17 protein-coding genes and 1 tRNA gene are annotated in these 18,795 nt (G+C 68.7%); 11 read left to right on the plus strand and 7 right to left on the minus strand.

From position 1 onward, the window contains the following. The first annotated feature begins 11 nt into the window (after positions 1-11). On the plus strand, positions 12-950 hold the full coding sequence (locus BST17_RS24365; RefSeq protein WP_083061477.1) for a DUF808 domain-containing protein: 939 nt from the start codon (positions 12-14) through the stop codon (positions 948-950). Positions 951-1,008: 58 nt separating this feature from the next. Here the strand turns inward: BST17_RS24365 and katG are convergent, their stop codons facing one another. Together katG and BST17_RS24375 are read right to left on the minus strand one after the other, a co-directional pair. Then, complete coding sequence (gene katG / locus BST17_RS24370) at positions 1,009-3,225, minus strand: catalase/peroxidase HPI (RefSeq protein WP_083061478.1); 2,217 nt, start codon at positions 3,223-3,225, stop codon at positions 1,009-1,011. 36 nt (positions 3,226-3,261) lie between these two features. After that, on the minus strand, positions 3,262-3,687 hold the full coding sequence (locus tag BST17_RS24375; protein WP_109750279.1) for a Fur family transcriptional regulator: 426 nt from the start codon (positions 3,685-3,687) through the stop codon (positions 3,262-3,264). Positions 3,688-3,881: 194 nt separating this feature from the next. Here BST17_RS24375 and BST17_RS24380 point away from each other — a divergent pair, with 194 nt between their 5' ends. Further along, the gene (locus tag BST17_RS24380; protein ID WP_083061480.1) at positions 3,882-5,036 is read left to right on the plus strand and encodes an alpha/beta hydrolase family protein; all 1,155 of its coding nucleotides are present in this window, start codon (positions 3,882-3,884) and stop codon (positions 5,034-5,036) included. Between the two features lie 6 nt (positions 5,037-5,042). Here BST17_RS24380 and BST17_RS24385 read toward each other — a convergent pair whose 3' ends face one another. After that, entirely contained in the window at positions 5,043-5,807 is a 765-nt protein-coding gene (locus BST17_RS24385; protein ID WP_083061495.1) for a TetR/AcrR family transcriptional regulator, read from the minus strand. 106 nt (positions 5,808-5,913) lie between these two features. Here BST17_RS24385 and BST17_RS24390 point away from each other — a divergent pair, with 106 nt between their 5' ends. Beyond that, the gene (locus BST17_RS24390; protein WP_083061481.1) at positions 5,914-6,336 is read left to right on the plus strand and encodes a hypothetical protein; all 423 of its coding nucleotides are present in this window, start codon (positions 5,914-5,916) and stop codon (positions 6,334-6,336) included. 69 nt (positions 6,337-6,405) lie between these two features. On the opposite strand, the gene BST17_RS24395 is transcribed toward BST17_RS24390, so the two are convergent. Further along, positions 6,406-8,694, minus strand: a complete 2,289-nt coding sequence (locus BST17_RS24395) for an Ig-like domain-containing protein (protein ID WP_133053578.1) — start codon at positions 8,692-8,694, stop codon at positions 6,406-6,408. 651 nt (positions 8,695-9,345) lie between these two features. Here BST17_RS24395 and BST17_RS24400 point away from each other — a divergent pair. The 3 genes from BST17_RS24400 to BST17_RS24410 all read left to right on the plus strand — a co-directional run bounded on the left by BST17_RS24400 (position 9,346) and on the right by BST17_RS24410 (position 11,460). Next, complete coding sequence (locus tag BST17_RS24400; RefSeq protein ID WP_234807802.1) at positions 9,346-10,293, plus strand: GGDEF domain-containing protein; 948 nt, start codon at positions 9,346-9,348, stop codon at positions 10,291-10,293. Continuing rightward, on the plus strand, positions 10,293-10,940 hold the full coding sequence (locus BST17_RS24405; RefSeq protein ID WP_083061483.1) for a GNAT family N-acetyltransferase: 648 nt from the start codon (positions 10,293-10,295) through the stop codon (positions 10,938-10,940). Before BST17_RS24400 ends, BST17_RS24405 begins: the two co-directional genes overlap by 1 nt. Before the next feature lie 85 nt (positions 10,941-11,025). Then, positions 11,026-11,460 (plus strand): hypothetical protein, encoded by a 435-nt coding sequence (locus tag BST17_RS24410; RefSeq protein ID WP_234807803.1) that lies wholly within the window; start codon positions 11,026-11,028, stop codon positions 11,458-11,460. 1 nt (position 11,461) lies between these two features. On the opposite strand, the gene BST17_RS24415 is transcribed toward BST17_RS24410, so the two are convergent. Next, positions 11,462-12,142, minus strand: a complete 681-nt coding sequence (locus tag BST17_RS24415) for a GAP family protein (RefSeq protein ID WP_083061485.1) — start codon at positions 12,140-12,142, stop codon at positions 11,462-11,464. 92 nt (positions 12,143-12,234) lie between these two features. On the opposite strand from BST17_RS24415, the gene BST17_RS24420 reads away from it, so the two are divergent. Further along, positions 12,235-14,061, plus strand: a complete 1,827-nt coding sequence (locus BST17_RS24420; RefSeq protein WP_234807804.1) for an alpha/beta hydrolase — start codon at positions 12,235-12,237, stop codon at positions 14,059-14,061. Between the two features lie 70 nt (positions 14,062-14,131). Further along, positions 14,132-14,578, plus strand: a complete 447-nt coding sequence (locus BST17_RS24425) for a lipoprotein LppJ family protein (RefSeq protein WP_083061486.1) — start codon at positions 14,132-14,134, stop codon at positions 14,576-14,578. Here BST17_RS24425 and BST17_RS24430 read toward each other — a convergent pair. Beyond that, a complete protein-coding gene (locus tag BST17_RS24430; protein ID WP_083061487.1) occupies positions 14,559-14,855 on the minus strand; it encodes a DUF6317 family protein in 297 nt (98 codons plus the stop codon). The two genes, BST17_RS24425 and BST17_RS24430, sit on opposite strands and share 20 nt — an antisense overlap. 195 nt (positions 14,856-15,050) lie before the next feature. Continuing rightward, positions 15,051-15,133 (minus strand) — tRNA-Leu (locus BST17_RS24435). A 270-nt stretch (positions 15,134-15,403) separates the two neighbouring features. Between BST17_RS24435 and BST17_RS24440 the strand changes: the two genes are divergently transcribed. From BST17_RS24440 to BST17_RS24450, 3 genes are all read left to right on the plus strand, one after another. Next, entirely contained in the window at positions 15,404-16,831 is a 1,428-nt protein-coding gene (locus BST17_RS24440) for an FHA domain-containing protein (protein WP_083061488.1), read from the plus strand. Positions 16,832-16,961: 130 nt separating this feature from the next. After that, positions 16,962-17,429 (plus strand): FHA domain-containing protein FhaB/FipA, encoded by a 468-nt coding sequence (locus BST17_RS24445; RefSeq protein WP_083061489.1) that lies wholly within the window; start codon positions 16,962-16,964, stop codon positions 17,427-17,429. Next, a partial coding sequence (locus tag BST17_RS24450; protein ID WP_083061498.1) for a PP2C family protein-serine/threonine phosphatase occupies positions 17,426-18,795 on the plus strand: 1,370 nt, incomplete at its 3' end. The genes BST17_RS24445 and BST17_RS24450, both read left to right, overlap by 4 nt.

Here is an 18,795-nt window from a genome sequence, read left to right on the forward strand (position 1 = left end):
GCCTTCGGTACATGAGCGCAGGTCTGTTCGGACTTCTCGATGATGTGGCGGCGATGGCCCGGCTGGCCGCCGCCTCGGTCGACGACATCGGCGCCGCCGCCGGAAAGGCCACCGCCAAGGCGGCCGGCGTGGTCATCGACGACACCGCGGTGACCCCGCAGTACGTCCAGGGCATCAGCGCCTCGCGCGAACTGCCGATGATCAAGCGCATCGCGATCGGCTCGCTGCGCAACAAGCTGGTGTTCATCCTTCCCGCCGCGCTGCTGCTGAGCATCTTCGCGCCGTGGGCGCTGCCCTACCTGCTGATGGCGGGCGCCACCTTCCTCTGCTTCGAGGGCGCCGAGAAGGTGTGGGGCTGGATCCGCAAGGACACCCACGACGCCCACGCCGCACCGGCGACCGTCACCGGCGAGGATGCCGAGAAGACGATGACGGCCGGCGCCATCCGCACCGACTTCATCCTGTCGGCCGAGATCATGGTGATCGCCCTCAACGAGGTCGCCGAGCAGACGTTCTGGCTGCGGTTGGCCAGCCTGATCGTCGTGGCCATCGTCATCACGGCCGCCGTCTACGGGGTGGTCGCGTTGATCGTGAAGATGGATGACGCCGGATTGGCTCTGGCGCAACGGAGTTCGGCCTTTGCTCAGCGGCTCGGCCGCGGCCTGGTCGCCGCGATGCCCAAGGTGCTCTCCGCCCTGTCGATCATCGGCACCGTCGCGATGCTGTGGGTGGGCGGGCACATCCTGCTGGCACAGAGCTACGAGGCAGGCCTACGCCCGCCCTATGAGCTCGTGCACGATGCCGAGCACTGGGTCGCGCACGCCATCGGTGTCATCGAGGGCGGGGTGGCCTGGCTGGTCAACACCGGCATCTCGGCTGTCCTCGGCCTGGTGGTCGGCGCGATCGTCGCCACCATCGTGCACTTCCTGCCCTTCGGCAAGAAGCACTGACCCGCAAACCACAACCAGGCCGGTCCCCGAAGGGACCGGCCTGGATCGGGGGCTGCAGTCAGCTCAGGTCGTAACGGTCGGCGTTGGTGAGCTTGGCCCACACCGCGACGAAGTCCTCGACGAACTTGGCCTCCGCACCGTTCTCGGCATACACCTCGGCCCACGCCCGCAGCTGCGAGTTCGAGCCGAACACCAGATCGTTGCGGGTGCCGGTGTACTTCTGCGCGCCGGTGGCCCGGTCGTTGCCGACATAGGTGCCGTCGTCAGCCGGCGACGGCTCCCACTTGATGCCCTGATCGAGCAGGTTGACGAAGAAGTCGTTCGTCAACGCGCCCGGCCTGGCGGTGAACACGCCGTGCTGGGTGCCACCGAAGTTGGTGTCCAGCACCCGCAGACCACCGACCAGTGCGGTCAGCTCGGGTCCCGAGATGTCGAGCAGGTTGGCCCGGTCGATCAGGTAGTACTCCGCGGGCAGGCGCAGTCCCTTGCCGAGGAAGTTGCGGAACCCGTCGATCTTGGGCTCGAGGTAGGAGAACGACTCGACATCGGTCTCCTCCTGGGTGGCGTCACCGCGACCGGAGGTGAACGGCACCGTCACGTCGTGACCGGCGGCCTTGGCCGCCGTCTCGACGCCGACATTGCCGGCCAGAACGACCAGGTCGGCAAAGGACACGTCCACTCCGGCCGAGCCCTGGATCTCCTCGAGTGTGGCGATCACCCGGGCCAGCTCGTCGGGCTCGTTGGCCTCCCAGCCGACCTGCGGCTGCAACCGCAGCCGGCCGCCGTTGGCACCACCTCGCTTATCGCTCTCCCGGAAGGTCGAGATGGCCTTCCACGCGGTCGACACCAGCTGCGAGACGGTCAATCCGGAGGAGCTGATGGCCTGCTTCAGCGTCGCGACATCGGCATCCGAGAGCGGCTTGCCCGCCGGGATCAGGTCCTGCCAGAGCCAGGTGTCTTTCGGCACCTCGGGGCCCAGGTAGCGCGACACCGGTCCCAGATCGCGGTGCAGTAGCTTGAACCACGCCTTGGCGAACTCCTGGGCCAGCTCCTCGGGATGGTCCAGCCAGCGGCGGGTGATCTTCTCGTAGACCGGGTCGACACGCAGCGCCAGGTCCGAGGTCAGCATCGACGGGTGGGTGCGGCCCTTGAGGTCCGCCGTCGGCACCGAGTTGGCCCAGCCGTTGTCCTTCGGCCGCCACTGGTTCGCGCCGGCCGGGCTCTTGAACAGCTCCCATTCGTTGCTGTAGAGGATCTCCAGGAAGCTGTTGTCCCACTTGGTCGGCGTGTGCGTCCAGGTCACCTCGAGGCCGCTGCTGACGGCGTCGATACCGACACCGGTGCCCTGCGGGTTGTGCCAGCCCAGGCCCTGCAGTTCCAGCGGCGCGGCCTCCGGCTCGGGGCCGACCAGTTTGGCATCACCGTTGCCGTGCGTCTTGCCGAAGGTGTGGCCACCGACGATCAGCGCGGCGGTCTCGATGTCGTTCATCGCCATCCGGCCGAAGGTGTCGCGGATATCGGCCGCCGAGGCCCGCGGATCCGAGTTGCCGGCCGGGCCTTCGGGGTTGACGTAGATCAGGCCCATCTGGACCGCGGCCAGCGGGTTCTCCAGGTCGCGCTCACCGCTGTAGCGCTTGTCGTCCAGCCACTCCTGCTCCGGGCCCCAGTAGACATCCTCCTCGGGCTCCCAGCGATCCTCCCGGCCGAAGGCGAAACCGGCGGTGCGGAAGCCCATGTCCTCCAACGCCACGTTGCCGGCGTAGACCAGCAGGTCGGCCCAGGACAGGTTCTTGCCGTACTTCTGCTTCACCGGCCACAGCAGGCGACGGGCCTTGTCCAGGCTGACGTTGTCCGGCCAGCTGTTCAGCGGCGCGAATCGCTGCATGCCGGTGCCACCACCCCCGCGGCCGTCCTGCACCCGGTAGGTGCCGGCGGCATGCCAGGTCATCCGGATGAAGAACGGTCCGTAGTGCCCGAAGTCGGCGGGCCACCACTCCTGCGAGGTGTGCATGACCTCGATGATGTCGGCTCGAAGCGCCTCGACATCAAGGGATTTCACCGCTTCGCGGTAGTCGAAACCGGGATGCGGGTTGATGACATCGGGGTTCTTCTGCAGGATCTTCAGGTTGAGCTGACCGGGCCACCAGTCCCGGTTGCTGCCACCGGCGACGGGGGGCTTGACCGTGCCGAAGCCCGCGGGGCAGCCGCCCTGGGCAGCATCGGTCTGGGCCTCGCCGATCGGCGGGCTGTCTTCGATCGGGCGATCGTCAGGCACGTTGATAGATCCTCTCCGGGCTGTCGGGCTGGGTTGTTACTTCGGGCCGGCGTGCGGCTGAAGACTCTGTGCGGCAACGCACTCGGGGCACAGGCCCCAGTAGATGACCTCGGCCTCGTCGATGGCGAACCCGTGGTCATCGGATCCGGTCAGGCAGGGCGCCGCACCGACGGCGCATTCGACGTCGGCGATGGCCCCACACGTCCGGCACACGACGTGATGGTGGTTGTCGCCCACCCGCGACTCATAGCGCGCGACCGATCCCGTCGGCTGGATCCGGCGGACCAGACCGGCGGCGGTCAGCGCATGCAGCGCGTCGTACACCGTCTGATGCGACACATCGGGCAGCGCGGCGCGTACCGCGCGGATCACCGAATCCGTGTCGGCGTGCGGGTGTTCGGCGACGGCACCGAGTACCGCCACCCGAGGGCGCGTCACACGCAGCGCGGCACCCCGCAGCATCTGCCGGACGTCCGCTGTCGTGGTCACGGCACCGAGTGTGTCCCCGTTTCTGGAATTAGTCAAGATAAGAATCGACGTGAGTCTGGCGCGGCCGGACTGTGCCGCCGCGTTGTCGGGTCCGACACGTGAGGTGCCCGCCACCGCGGCCTAGGGTTGTCGGTGTGCCCGGATCACGACGCGCCGCCCGCGCCCTCATGCTGTTCATCGCCGCCCTCGTACTGACCGTCCCCGGTACCGCCGTGGCCGCGGTGCCGGACTGGTCCGGGCTCGACGCCCGCTTCTATTCAGGCCCAATTCCAGCGGCGGGCAGTCTGATTCAGACGGAACCGCTCGCGCCCGGGCTGTCGCTGTCCGGCGCGGGCTCGGCGTATCGGATTCTCTATGCCACCACCGATCAGCACAGTGCACCGGCGGTCAGCACCGCGGCGGTCTTCGTCCCGCGCACCCCGGCGCCCCCTGGTGGTTATCCGGTGATCGCCTGGGCACACGGCACCGTCGGCCTCGGTGACGACTGCACGCCGTCGGCGCTGCCGCGCACACCCCGCGACGACGAGTACCTGTCGCACTGGCTCGAACAGGGGTACGTCGTGGTCGCCAGCGACTACGCCGGTCTCGGCACCCCGGGCCTGATGAGCTACCTCAACAGCGTCACCACCGCACACGGTGTCATCGACTCGGTGATCGCCGCGCACAAGATGCCCTTGGCGCTCTCGCCGAAGTGGGCGATCGTCGGCCAGTCCCAGGGCGGCGGCGCGGCGGTCGCCAGTGCCCGGTGGGCGACCGAATTCAGCGCGGGAAGCGGATTGGACTATCGCGGTGTGGTCGCCACCGGTACCCCGGCCAATATCCAGAAGTTCATCGCGCAGGCGGGGCCGGACTTCCAACTTCCCGAACTCGGCCCGGTCGCCAACGCCTATACGGCCTACATCATCGCCGCTCTGCGCGAGGCGCGCCCCGATCTCGACATCGACAGCGTGCTGTCGCCGGCCGGACTGGAGGCTGCCGCGCGCGCCGAGACGGTGTGCGTGCATCCGCTGACCGACGAACTGGCGCACCTGAGCCCGGCGGCGATGTTCGCGCGGCCGCTGTTGACGATTCCCGGGATCGAGGCCGCGCTCAACGATTTCATGGGCACGCCGGTGACCGGATACGACCGCCCGATCTTCCTCGGCGTCGGGCTGTTGGACCGGGACGTGCCGCCGTCATCGACGCTGGCGTTCTATGACCAGCTGGTGGCCAACAATCAGCATGTGGAGCTGCGCGTCTATCCCGAGGAGGACCACAGCGGGACCGTGCTGGCCTCCCTCGTCGACTCGACGCCGTTCCTGCGCAACGCCTTCGGTAGCTGACCGAATTCAGCTCTCGATCAGCGCGGCCAGGCCGTCGAGCACCCTGGCCAGGCCGAACTCGTAGGCGTGGTCGGCGTCGTAGGCGCTGTTGTGCGTCTGGCCCGCCGCCGCTCCGACCCGGACGGCCAGCGGGTAACGCTCGGCATCGAGCACGCGGTCCAGTAGCGGCCCGACGCGCTGCCACCACTGCTCGTCGGTTTCACCGCTGTCGTCGGCCGCGGCCCGGGTGTCGATGCCGATCCGGGCGACGGCGGTCACGAAGCCCAGGACGTGGGTGAGCGCGGCGTCCATCTCCAGATCGCTGAGGCCCAGTCCGTCGAAGGCGCTCAGTTCGTGATCGTATTTGGCGATCAGGCCGGGGCCCAGCGGCGGCCTGGTGCTGGGCAGTTCGGTGATCCACCGGTGTTGCTCGAGCATGGCGCGGTTTTCCGCAGCGACGGCCGAAACCTTTGCCCGCCAATCCGACCCGGTGAATCCGGCACGGGGCAACTGTTGGTAGACGGTATCGAGCATCAGGTCCAGCAGTTCGGCCTTGCCGGGCACATAGGTGTAGATGGCCATCGGCGCGACGCCCAGCGCGGCGGCGACAGCCCGGATGGTGAGCGCGGACAGGCCGCGGGAGTCGGCGATGTCGATGGCGGCCGCGATGACCTGCTCGACGGTGATGCGCTGCCGGGGTCCGCGCGCCGGGGCGCGGGCGGGCTCCCGCCAGAGCAGTTCCAGTGTGCGCGCGGGATCGCCCGCGCTGGAGCGCTGCGTGCCGCTGGGCATACCGGCCACCTCTCTGTCGACGCTCCGATCGTAGACAGCACCTACCGCCCTTCTCAGTACTGTGTACGCTGTACGCTGTACGAAGTTTCCGATCAGGAGGAGCACCATGGCCGAACCGACCCGCACCGTGCCCGAGCCAAGCGATTTCACCCCGAGCTCGACCGACATCGCCGATGTGCTGGCCTGGTTCGCCAACTTCGACGCGTTGGCGACGGCCAAGGACGTGGAAGGCATGGCGGATCAGGCGATGTTCCCCATCAATGAGGTCAGCGACACCAAGGCCGAGTCCTGCGACCGGGCCCGCTACGTCGCGCAGATGACCGAGCAACTCGTCGGTGCTGCGGAGGTCGACATGACCTCGGTGCGGACTCCACACTTCCTCAACGAGAATCTCGTGTTCGTCATCACCGATGCGACCATCGCGATGGGCGATGTCGAGCACCGGGTCCGCTACGGGGACCTGCTGGTGAAGGCCGGCGGTTCCTGGAAGTTCCAGACCATGGTGCAGGGCGGCTGGGGCGATTTCTGATGCGATGACGGACACGCGAACGGGCCGGGTGCGATCGTATGGTCGCACCCGGCCCGTCGGCGGGTCAGATCAGAACGGTCGCTTCGGACTGACCGGCACCGTGATGATGGCGCTGGAACTGGAGATGCCGTTGGAGACCGTCACGGTGAACACATCGTTGAGGTTGCCACCGGCCGCCCACGACGCGGTGCGCGCCGCGGTGGACGGCTGGAATGTGAAGTCACCGTTCGCGCTCACCGTGTAGCTGCCCTGGATCCCGCCCAGGGTGAGTGTGTAGGTCAGCGGTAGCCCGTTCGGATCGGTCGACACCAGCTTTCCGGTGACCAGACCGGTGGTGCTGTTGACCACCTGGTTGGTCTTGACGGGCGTGCTCGGCGGTGCCGGGTTGGGCGCGATCGGCACGGTGATGGTGGCGATGCCGCTTGTGCCCGCAGCATTTATCGCCACCACGGTGAAGACATCGGTGTTGACACCGGTGGCCGCAAGGGTCCGAGCGGCGGCCGACGGCGTGTAGGTGTACGTCCCCGTCTGCTCGTTGAAGTTCAGCGTGCCACCCAGGGTCGAGGTGATCACGTCATAGGTCACACCCGCGCCGATCGGATCGGTGGCCGACACACTGCCGGTGACCACACCGGTAATGAGGTTGGTGTTCTGCGCCCCGCCCACCGGGGTTCCCGGCTTACCCTCGATCGCGGTGATGGGCACCGTGATGACCGACGGGGTGCTGGGAAGAATCCCGTTCGTGGCCACCACGGTGAACACATCGGACACGCTTCCCAGCCCGGCGGCGGCCAGCGCCATCGCCAGAGCCGACGGTTGATAGGTGTACTGGCCGGTCTGGCTGTTCAACGTCAGCGTGCCGCCCAACGTGGAGGTGATCACCGTGTACGTGAGCGATTGGCCACCGGGATCGGTGGAACCCACCTGACCCGTCACCTGGCCCGTCAGCGGATTCACGGTCTGCGACAACGACACCGGTGCGGTCGGCGTTGCGTTACCCGCGGTGATCGGCACCGAGATGACGCCCGGCAGGCTGGTCAACGAGCCGTTCTTGGCGACAACGGTGAACGCGTCCCCGAGCGCCCCGAGGCCCAGGCTGGCCAGCGCCATCGCGACGGCAGAGGGCTGATAGGTGTACTGGCCGGTCGCGCTGTCGAAGTTCAGCGTGCCGAACAGCGGCGGGGTGAGCACCTGATAGGTGATGGGATGCCCGGCCGGACCGGTCGAGCCCACCTGGCCGGTCACCAAACCCGTTGTGGTGTTGGTGCTCTGGGACACCGTCGACGGGATGCTCGGCGTCCCCGCGGTCGTCGCGCCGATCGGCACCGTGACCAGGGAGTAGCTGGACGCGATGCCGTTGGACACCGTGACGGTGAAGACGTCGCTGATCGGGGCGAGGATGGCCGCCAATCGCGCGGCCTCCGACGGGGTGTAGGTGAAGGCGCCATCGGCACCGACGGTCACCTCACCGAGCAGCGGGTCGATGGTCACCTTGTAGGTCAACGCCAGACCCGACGGGTTGGTGGCGGTCAGGACGCCGGTCACCTTGCCCGTCTCGGGATCGGGCTCACCCGAGGTCGCCACCACGTTGGACGGCGGGGCCACGCCCCACTCGGTCTGGAGCTGGCGGAACCAGGTCCACGCGGCAGCCAGCCCCAGATCAAGCGGTGGCAACGGGGAATTGGTGTTTACCCCGAACAGGTTCAGGAACCCGCCGACGAACTTGAGCACCGGCACCGCGATGGCCTTCGGGATGGCTGCGGGTGCAGGCTCGTCGGCCGCCGTGCTGAGGTTGGACGACGAGGTGCTCGACGCCGCCGACGTGAACGTCGTGGGCGTCTGGACTCCGATGACCTCCGGCGCTGCAGTGGGCTCGGCACCGATGCCGCCGGAATCCCCCTCCTCGACAAGGGCGGAACCGTCCGCGATCACCGTCGCCGTCGCCACCTCCGCGGTCGAGAGCACGGCATGCTTCTTCGTCGTCGTCGAACCGCCGCTCTGGGCCGCGGTCAGATCCGGCTGCAGCAGCCCGCCGCCCGCACCGTCGTCGGACTCGTCGTCGGCGTCGTCATCATCCTCGACGTCGGTGTCGCCGTCGGGACCATCGAGTGCGGAGTCGTCTCCGGCGTCCTCGTCCTCAGTCTCGCCGTCATCGGCGTCGGCAGGACCGCCCGCGCTCTCGCCGGCATCAGCACCGGAGGCGGCACCGTCACCCGCGTTCGAACCGGCCGATGGTGCACCCTGGCCACCGTCGGAGCCCGAGGGCGATGACGACTGACTGCTGGGTGAACCCGAGCCCTCCTCGGCGTAGGCGACGCCCGTGCCGGTGGTCAGTGCCGCACCGAGGCCCAGGGTCACCGCCCCCACGCCGAGCCATGCGTATGGCTCCGGCCGGGTCGGCTTCGCGCGGTGCGTGCCACGTCCGCCGCGCTTGCCAGAACGATTCGCCTTGGCGCCTTTCGGCAACCGATGCCCACCTGCCATTGAAGTCCCCACTTCGTTTGGAGTGATCGTCGTGAAATTTCGCTGAGACCGAGATCACAGACAGCGGTATATTAACGCCCTCGTCAGGAAACGCACAGGTTTGCGTCAAAGATGTCAAAACTCGATCCCTCGTGGTCAGCAGCCATAAACCTGAGGTTTACCCTTGGCGACACGGTTGCTCTTCTCGCATACCGGCGCGCATTTGCCGGTATGGCGGGGTGCTCTCCACCAGGCGTTTGCAGGCGCAAAATTGCTGTTTGGAATTTGCCAGACCACCTCGTCAGGGGATGGTCGGACCATCGGTTCGCGCGAGCCGACCAGCTCAGCAAATGACACCTGTCGATACTTTGCCGACCGGCTCACAGACGACCAATGCGCACCCCCGCCACGACATCCCGACCGGCACGGCCGTAGTCGCCGGGTGCCCGGCAGGCGGGCGCCGGCATTTCACAACGTCCTGCAGTATCCGGTAGGAACGTAGACAATCGGTTTGCTGAGTGGGCTTTTGGTGGGGACGAGGTGGGAGTGCCGGTACTGAATGTGGTGCTGCGCCGCCGCATGCTCACCAGCTATCTGGCCGTCTGCCTCACCCTGTACGCGTTGGCGATCGCGACCGCTCTGGGGCATCCCGACGCGTGGAGCGAGTGGATCTCGGTCGGTGTCTGCGGTGCGGGACTGCTGGCCTGCGCACCCAGGCCGCTGTGCGGGTGGCGCTACCTCGCGGCCCTGTTCTGCGCCGGTGCCGCACCCGTGACGGCGCTGCTCGGCCACCGGGAGCCGGCCGCGCAGGTGTGGACGCTGATCCCGCTGATCCTCATCGCGATGTTCATCCGCAGTTGGCACCGGCCGCGTACCGCCCGCATCGCAGCGCTCGCCCTGGCCGCCGCCGCGGTCACCGGCCTGGTGGTCGCGCCCGCACCGGTGCCCCCACTCTGGCTGGTGCTCTTTCCGGTGTGCATCGTCGGCGCCACCGAGGTCATCGGGCTGCTGCACGCCGCGCTGCTGGATGCCGCGCTGCGCGATCCGCTGACCACCGTGTGGAACCGCACCGGCCTGAACCGCGAACTCGACGAGCTGCTGCCCCGGGCGCGCCGGCGCGGCGAGGACCTGGCGGTCATCGTTCTCGACATCGACGACTTCAAGTCGGTCAACGACCGTGACGGCCACGCCGCCGGGGATACCGTGCTGGCGCAGCTGACCCGGCGCTGGCTGACCCAGGTTCCGGACTCGGCCCTCATCGGCAGGCTCGGCGGCGACGAGTTCGTCGCGGTGCTGGCCGGGTACGACACAGCCGCTGCCCACGAGCTGGCGCGCACGCTGCGCGGGGAGGGCCCGGTGCATGTCAGCACCGGCATCGCGGTCGGACCGGCGTACGGCCCGGCCGCGTTCGCCAAGCTGCTCGCCGAGGCCGACCGCGATCTGTACCTGGCGAAGAGCACCAAGAACCGGCCGCCCGAGGCACCGGCGCTGTGATGCCCTCGCCGGCAGGCACATTGCGCATCACCGTCGCCGATGCCGAACTGGTGGCGCCGACGGATGCGCAACTTGCCGTGCTCGCCCGCCACGCCGCGACCCCGGGCGCGGTGCTGCCCGCCGGCCGGACGCACTACGTCAAGTGGATCGACGGCAGGACACCCGATGTCATCGAACGGCAACGCATCGCCCGGGTACAGGCCAACCGTGACCTGACCGAAGGCCCGGGCTGGACGCTGGACCTCGCCGTGCTGGTCGACGGTCGACCGGTGGGCCTGCAGAGCATCTCCGGTTTCGCGCAGTGGCCGCGCCACCGGGTCGTCGGCACCACCTCCTGGTTGATCGCCGAGTTCCAGCGTCGCGGCCTGGGTACCGCGGCTCGGGCCGGCGCGCTGGAACTGGCGTTCGCGCACCTGCGGGCCGAGACCGCGAAATCCTGGGTACTCGTGGAGAACATCGCCAGCGCGGCGGTCTCGACCCGGCTCGGCTACCGGCCCACCGGGTCGGAGACGTTCGACGAACACGGCCGGCAACTCACCGAGGTGGTGTACGAACTTGCGGCCCGGGACTGGCTGGCCGGCCCGGCACGCCGGAGGTTGGCCCCGGTCGTCACCGGAGCCGAACCCCTCGTACAGCTCCTCGGCTGAAGGTCGCACACTGAACATGTTCTGTTAAAACGGATTTCAGTTCCCGATGCGCTGTCCGCGGCGCGGTGCGGCCTATCCTCGAGGTGTGACTGCAGCAGGCGGATCATCCGACTCGCACACCGAAGCGTTGCTCGAAGCTCTCACCAGGGCCCGCATCACCACCGACAACCACACCTTCATCCGGCAGCTGACCGATGCGGTGGGTATCACCGGCTACCGCACCGTGGACCGCCACGCCAAGCCCTACATCATCGCGACCCGCCGCAACGGGTCACGCGATCTGTACATCCACTACGGGTACACCGCCGGATTCGGCTCGGAGGCCGAGATCGTCGAGCTGCTCGGTGATGCCGTCGGGCGCGGGCCGAGCAGCTCGATGAAGGGCACCTGGTACGTCGAGCATCCGTCGAACCGGATCCAGCACGGGAATTCGCGGCGCGGCGACGTGCGGCGTGCCGCCCAGCTGTGCCCGTGCGGGCTGGAGTTGTCCCTGACCGGCGTCTGCGCCAGCTGCGACTGACTCACAGCACCCGGCGGTGGATCAGCGCGTCCGCGACCAGTGCCACCCCGGCGACGACGAACAGGACGCGCACGCCGATCGGCCCGTATCTGGTGAGTGTCCGCACGACCGCGCGCTGCAGCCGGTCCGCCCGCTTGCTCCGACTGGTGGATAGGGCGAGCACGAGCATGCACGGCACCAACGCGATCGCGCAGTAGGCGAGCACCAGCAACGGCCAGCCCGTCGGCAACGGTTGGCGGGTCGCGATCATCGCCAGACCGGCCAGGTACGGAACGGCGGTCGGCGCCTGGCCGAGACCCACTGCCAGGCCGACGAATCCGAGCAGCCACGGCCGCTGTTTGAGGGCGGCCAGCGCCCAACCCGGAGCCGTCGACTGCGCCACCAACGGGAAGAACGCCAGCACGATCAGTCCGATGCCCAGCCCCAGCTCACCCCAGTAGCGGATGCCCGGCGTGATCTCGAACTCGGTGACGTCGGTCAGCAGGTCCAGGCCGAGCACGAAGCACATCCCGAACGTCGTCGTGACCGCGAAGACCCCTGCGATGAAACTCAGACCACCGGGCAGCGCAGACTGGCGGTTCAGCCGACTCCCGTAGACCACCGCGGAGACCACCCCGATGTTCAGGACGCTGAGAGAGTCCAGGAACGCCAGCCCGAGCAATGCCAGCAACAGACCCGTCACCGTATCGACCCTACGGGCCGGATCCCCGGCGACGAATTGGTGCCGGGACGGCCCGGCGCACCGTGGGAGGATGAATTCGGCGGAGGGGGTCGATGTTGTCGGTGACGGTGTCCACGGTGGAGGCGTCCCGACCCGACCGGTTGCTGACGGCGGCGGCCGACCTCGGTGGCAGGATCGCGGCGCTGGATTCGGCGATGACGACCCAGCGCCAGGCCCTGGCGACGATGCGTTCGTGGTGGCAGGGGCAGGCTGCCCGGGCCGCAATCCTCAAGGCCGAGCAGAACCTCGACCGCCAGGAGGAACTGCGCGCGCGGCTCTCGGCGCTGCAGCAGGTGCTGCGTTCCGGCGGTACCCAGCTGTCGTTCACCCGGACCGGCTTGCTCTCCGTCGTCGAGATGTTGCGTGCCGTCGGCTGGCAGGTGGCCGACGACGGGACCGCCACCCCTCCCCCGGCGCCGCCGATCCTGCGGCTGCTGGCACCGGCCTGGACGGCCCTGCTGCAGAAGCTGCTCGCCGTCTTCGCCGACATCGACGCACAGACCGCGGCGGGGGTCACCGCCGCGCTGGGTGGCCCGGTCCCGCAGACACCGGCCGGCACGCTGGGCGATCCCCGACAACTGCCGCCGCCGGGCACTGCACCCGAGGACGTCAAGACGTGGTGGGATTCGCTCAGTGATGCCGAACGCTCCGAGCTGATCGCCGCACACCCACCGGAGTTGGGCAACCTCAACGGAATCCCGGCCGAGGCGCGGGACGCGGTCAATCAGGCCGTGCTGGGTGACGACCTGGCCCGCGTCCGGGATGCGGCCACCGCGCACGGGGTGTCCACCGATGCGGTGCTGGCCGACCCGGGCCGATACGGGCTCAGTTCAGCGGATGCCACCCGCTACACCAACGCCGTCAAGACCCAGCAGGGCCTGGAGACCATGGCGGACAAGGGTATCCAGGACCGTCCGGTGATGCTGTGGGCCTATGACCCGTTGGCGTTCAACGGCCAGGGCAAGGCTGCGGTGGCGATCGGCAACCCGGACAAGGCCCAGAACACCGCCGTCGTCGTGCCGGGCACCGGCAGCAGTGTCCGCGACGGCTGGCTGGCAGGCGACAACGCCACCAACCTGTACGACCAGATGCGCAAGGGTGCTCCCGGCGAGTCGACATCGGTGATCGCCTGGATGGGGTACGACGCACCCGACAGCCCGACCGACCCCCGCATCGCCACCCCGTGGCTCGCGCGGTCCGGTGGCGAGCTGCTGGCCGCCGATGTCAACGGGCTCAGTGCAACTCATGCCGGCGGGCCGTCCAATGTCACCGTGATCGGACACTCCTACGGGTCCACCACGGTGGCCGACGCCTTTGCCGGCAGTGGTATGCGCGCCGACAATGCGGTGCTGATCGGCAGTCCGGGAACGGATCTGGCCACCAGTGCCGCCGACTTCCATCTCCCCGAGGGTGGCCAGGTCTACGTCGGTGCCGCATCCAGCGACCCGGTCAGCTGGCTGGGTCAGGCCGGGCCACTACCCGACATCATCAACCGTGAGCTGAACTACCCGCTGGGCCTGGAGGCCGGTCTGGGTACCGATCCGGCCGGTGCCGGCTTCGGCTCGACGCGCTTCGATGCCGAGGTGCCGGGCCGCAGTGGGCTCCCGAGTTTCGACGACCACTCGCGCTACTACGTCGTGGGCAGCGAGTCCCTGCGGGCCATGACCGATATCGCCAACGGCGACGGGTCGACGCTGGCCGACAACGGGCTGACCGCCGAGGGTCGCCGGCAGCCGCACATCGGCGTGCCCGATGTGGTCGATCTGCCCGGACTGCCCCCGATCGACCTGCCGGACTGGGACACTCCGATCCCCGGCACACCCGAACTCAATGACCCGGAAGGCGACCGTGGCACCGTCACCCAGGACCACCAGTACTGACCGCGCCCGACGCCGCGGGGCGCTGACCGCCACCGCCGTCGTCGGTGCACTACTGCTAGGAGGATGCGCGATGGGATCCGACGCCGATCTGGACGGCCCGGCCATGAGCGACGAGCAGACCCGCGCCCAGGTGATCGACCCGGCCAAGCGGCTGGTGCAATCGGTTGGACTGCGCCTGAGCGGTGCGCGCTACTACTTCGACGCGTGCACCGATCAGGGGGTGGCCCCGTTCCGCGGGAACGTCGGCATCGGGTTCACCTTCCCGGCCGGGACGGACAAGCAGGCCTACCTCGACGGGATCGTCACCGCACTGAAGGCCGACGGCTTCGCCGATGGTCCGCCGCCCGGGCAGCAGCCGCACGGCCGGGCGCTGCACAAGGGCGAGGTGATGGCGATCGTCTCCGCGCATCCCGACATCGCCGACCGCGGGGTGGTCGACATCTACGGCGAGTGCCGCAACGCCGGCGAGCACAGTGAGGGCGACCGTGAGGACATCGTCACCGAACTGACGAGTTGAGCGCCGCCGCGGCCGTCTCATCCTGGGTCGCGTACCGGTCGGCCGCCGCGGCGAGGTTCTTCCCGTAGCTGCCGGCCGCCTCGGCCAGCGCGGTGGTCGCATCGGCGATCGCGGACTGGGCGGCGCGGCAGGCGTCCGCGGTCTGCAACTCCCCCACGCCGGCGGCATCGGCGAGCGGGGTGTCGGCGCCCAGCCCGGCCAGCTGTCCCTGCGCCTGGGTGAAGGCGGTGCCGGCGGTCGTCAACGCCGCCGGGTCGACCGTCAGCTTCTCGCCCATGCCGAATGCCCTCCCTCCGTTCCGGTTCGGGTTCAAGCCTAAGCGGGCTGCGCCGAGGGATCGTGCACCAATTCCGGGCGTCTCGAGAGCGACGTTGTGGTCGTCTTTACGCGGCACAGACCACCGAAACGTCACTCTCGCCGAGCCGGAAAGTACACAGGGCCCCGGATGATCCGAGGCCCTGTGAGCACTGTGTGGGCGAAGGGGGACTTGAACCCCCACGTCCCGAAGGACACTGGCACCTGAAGCCAGCGCGTCTGCCATTCCGCCACTCGCCCGAGCGACCGCGCAACATTATCACCACGGGCCCACCGGACCCAAAACCGGACGTGAGAGTGACGTTTTGGCGGTCTTGCGGGCCTGCAGAGCGCAGAAACGTCACCCTCGTGGCGCCGGCTGCGATCCGCTCGAGCTATCTGACCTGCCCCTATTCGATTCTCAGAGATCTGTTGGTCACGTATTGCGTGGATGGGCCGATAACATGCCTGTGAGCAGTGTGGCCAGAGCGACACGCAGCGCAGGCATTCGACAACGGACAGGGCGGTGATATGGGTCTGGCAGACCGTATCGAGCGACGCCTCGAGTCGACCGTCGGTGATGCCTTCGCCCGGGTGTTCGGCGGGTCCATCGTCCCGCAGGAGGTCGAGGCGCTGCTGCGCCGCGAGGCCGAGATCCACGCCCGTGATGTGGGTGGTGGCCGCGTGTTGGCTCCCAATGAATACGTCATTACCCTCAGTGAGACTGACTACCAGAAGGTGAGCGCCGACCCGGTCCGCACATCGACGACGTTTGCCCGTCACCTGGCAGGTTTCATTCACGACCAGGGGTGGCAAACTTATGGCGATGTTGTCGTCAGGTTTGCGCCATCGCCGAGCCTGCACACCGGCCAGTTCCGCACCCGTGGAGCGGTCAACCCCGACTCGACCACCGGCGACCCCGCCCCAGCAGAACGCAACCGCGCGGCAGGCGCAGAACCAGGAGTACCAGCGATGACCGACAATCCGAGCTACCGCGGCCAGGGACAGGGTCGGCCCGGCGACGACCAGTACGACGACCGGTACCGCCAGCAGGACGACCAGCGTGGCGGTTACCCGCAGGACCAGGGCGGCTACCCCGACCAGGGATATCAGCAGCGCCAGGGCGGCTACCCGGATCAGGGTGGTTACGACCAGGGCTACCCGCCGCCGTCCTACGATCAGCGGCCACCGGCCGGATACGGACAGCAGCCCCCCGCCCAGGGTGGCTACTCCGACCAGGGTTACCGCCCGCAGCAGCCGCCCGCCGGATACGGCCAGCCCGCCGGCGCCCCGCCGGCCGCGCCGCCCCCGGGATACGGCGACTACGACTACGGCCGCCCGCGCCAGGATGAGGGCTACGGCGCCCCGGGTCGCCCGCCGGCTCCCCCGGCACCGAACTACCCCGACCAGGGCGGCTACCCCGATCAGGGTGGCTACGGCGGCCAGCAGTACGGCCGTGCCGATTACGCCGCTCCGCCGGCCGCGCCGGCCGGGCCCGACTACGGCCGCTACGGCGAACCGCCGGCCCAGGGCGGCTATGGCGACGGCGGCTACGGTCAGCAGGACTACGGCCAACAGGACTACGGGCAGCCGGACTACGGCCAGCCGGACTATGGCCAGCAGGATTACGGCCAGCAGCAGCCCGCCGGATACGCCGGTGGCTACGGTGCCGCCGCGCAGGTGACCCTGCAGCTCGACGACGGCAGCGGCCGCACCTACCAGCTGCGGGAGGGCGCCAACGTCATCGGCCGCGGCCAGGATGCGCAGTTCCGGCTGCCCGACACCGGCGTCTCGCGCCGGCACCTGGAGATCCGCTGGGACGGACAGGTTGCCCTGCTGTCGGACCTGAACTCCACCAATGGCACCACGGTGAACAACGCCCCGGTGCAGGAGTGGCAGCTCGCCGACGGTGACGTGATCCGGCTGGGCCACTCCGAGATCATCGTCCGGGTCCACTGATCGTCGGGGATTCCGGGGCCCAGGTGCCTCGGAGTAACAGTCCGGCGTCGGGCGGCACGCTTCATCCGCGTATCACCACCGGTCCCAGTATCGTGTCCGCGACAGCGCCGCGCGATGGAGAGGACGTCAGATGCAGGGCCTAGTACTGCAGCTGACCCGTGTCGGATTCCTCTTGCTGCTGTGGCTGTTCATCTGGTCGGTGCTGCGCATTCTGCGCACCGACATCTATGCGCCCACCGGCGCGGTGATGGTGCGCCGCGGTCTGGCACTGCGCGGGTCGCTGCTGCCCCGGGGCGACCGGCGCCACATCGCCCGGCACATGGTGGTCACCGAGGGGGCGCTCGCCGGTACCCGGATCACCCTGGGCAGCCAGCCGGTGCTGATCGGCCGCGCCGACGACTCCACGCTGGTCCTCACCGATGATTACGCATCGACACGGCACGCCAGGCTGTCTCCGCGGGGCTCGGAATGGTATGTCGAGGACCTAGGATCGACCAACGGTACATACCTTGACAGGGCGAAGGTGACTACGGCGGTAAGGGTTCCGATGGGGACGCCGGTACGGATCGGCAAAACGGTGATCGAGCTGCGCCCGTGACACTCGTATTGCGTTATGCAGCGCGTAGTGACCGCGGGTTGGTGCGCGCCAACAACGAGGACTCGGTGTACGCCGGGGCCCGGTTGCTGGCGTTGGCCGACGGGATGGGTGGCCACGCCGCCGGTGAGGTCGCCTCCCAACTGGTGATCGCCGCGCTGGCCCACCTCGATGACGACGAGCCCGGCGGCGACCTGCTGAACAAGCTGAATGTGGCCGTGCACGAAGGCAACTCGGCCATCGCCGCACATGTCGAGGCCGATCCCGAGCTCGAGGGCATGGGCACCACGCTGACCGCGATCCTGTTCGCCGGCGGCCGGTTGGGGCTGGTGCACATCGGCGACTCCCGCGGCTACCTGATGCGCGACGGCGAGCTGACCCAGATCACCAAGGACGACACCTTCGTCCAGACGCTGGTCGACGAGGGCCGGATCACCGCCGAGGAGGCGCACAGCCACCCGCAGCGTTCGCTGATCATGAAGGCACTCACCGGCCACGAGGTCGAGCCGACGCTCATCATGCGCGAGGCCCGGGTCGGCGACCGCTATCTGCTCTGCTCGGACGGCCTGTCCGACCCGGTCAGCCAGGAGACCATCGCCGAGGCGCTGCAGATCCCCGACGTCACCGATGCCGCGGACCGCCTCATCGAACTCGCATTGCGCGGTGGCGGTCCCGACAACGTGACCGTGGTGGTCGCCGACGTCGTCGACTACGACTACGGGCAGACGCAGCCGATCCTGGCCGGCGCGGTCTCCGGTGAGGACAACGACACCGCGCCTCCGAACACCGCCGCCGGCCGGGCCTCGGCGTTCAACCCGAAGCGCAATCAGCCGAAAAGGGTTGTCACCCAACCCGAGGAGCAACGCCCGCCCCGCTCCAAGCGCCGGATGTGGATCGCCGCCGTGGTGGTCCTGCTGGTAGTGGTGGCGGGGCTGGCCATCGCCCGCGAGATCATTCGCAACAACTATTACGTCAGCGAACAGGACGGCACCGTCGCCATCATGCGCGGTGTGCAGGGCTCCTTTCTGGGCCTGTCCCTGCAGGAGCCGTTCCTGGTCGGGTGCCTCAACACCCGAAATGAACTGTCCCTGATCAGCTTCGGTCAGTCCAAGGATGCCCTGGACTGCGAACTGCTCGGCGTCGACGACATCCGCGAGTCCGAGCGCGCCCAGGTCACCGCCGGTCTGCCGTCGGGCACCCTGGATGACGCGATCCGCCAGATCAACGAACTGTCGCGCACCTCGTTGCTGCCCATCTGCACGGTGCCGACCAAAACGGCGAGCCCCACAACCAGGCCGAGCCCGGCGCCCACCTCCCGTCCCCCGGCCGCGACCGCCGCCGCACCCACATCCGGTGCCCCGCGCCCGAG

Origin of the sequence: Mycolicibacterium bacteremicum (assembly GCF_002086115.1) — a bacterium.
Classification (GTDB): Bacteria; Actinomycetota; Actinomycetes; order Mycobacteriales; family Mycobacteriaceae; genus Mycobacterium; species Mycobacterium bacteremicum.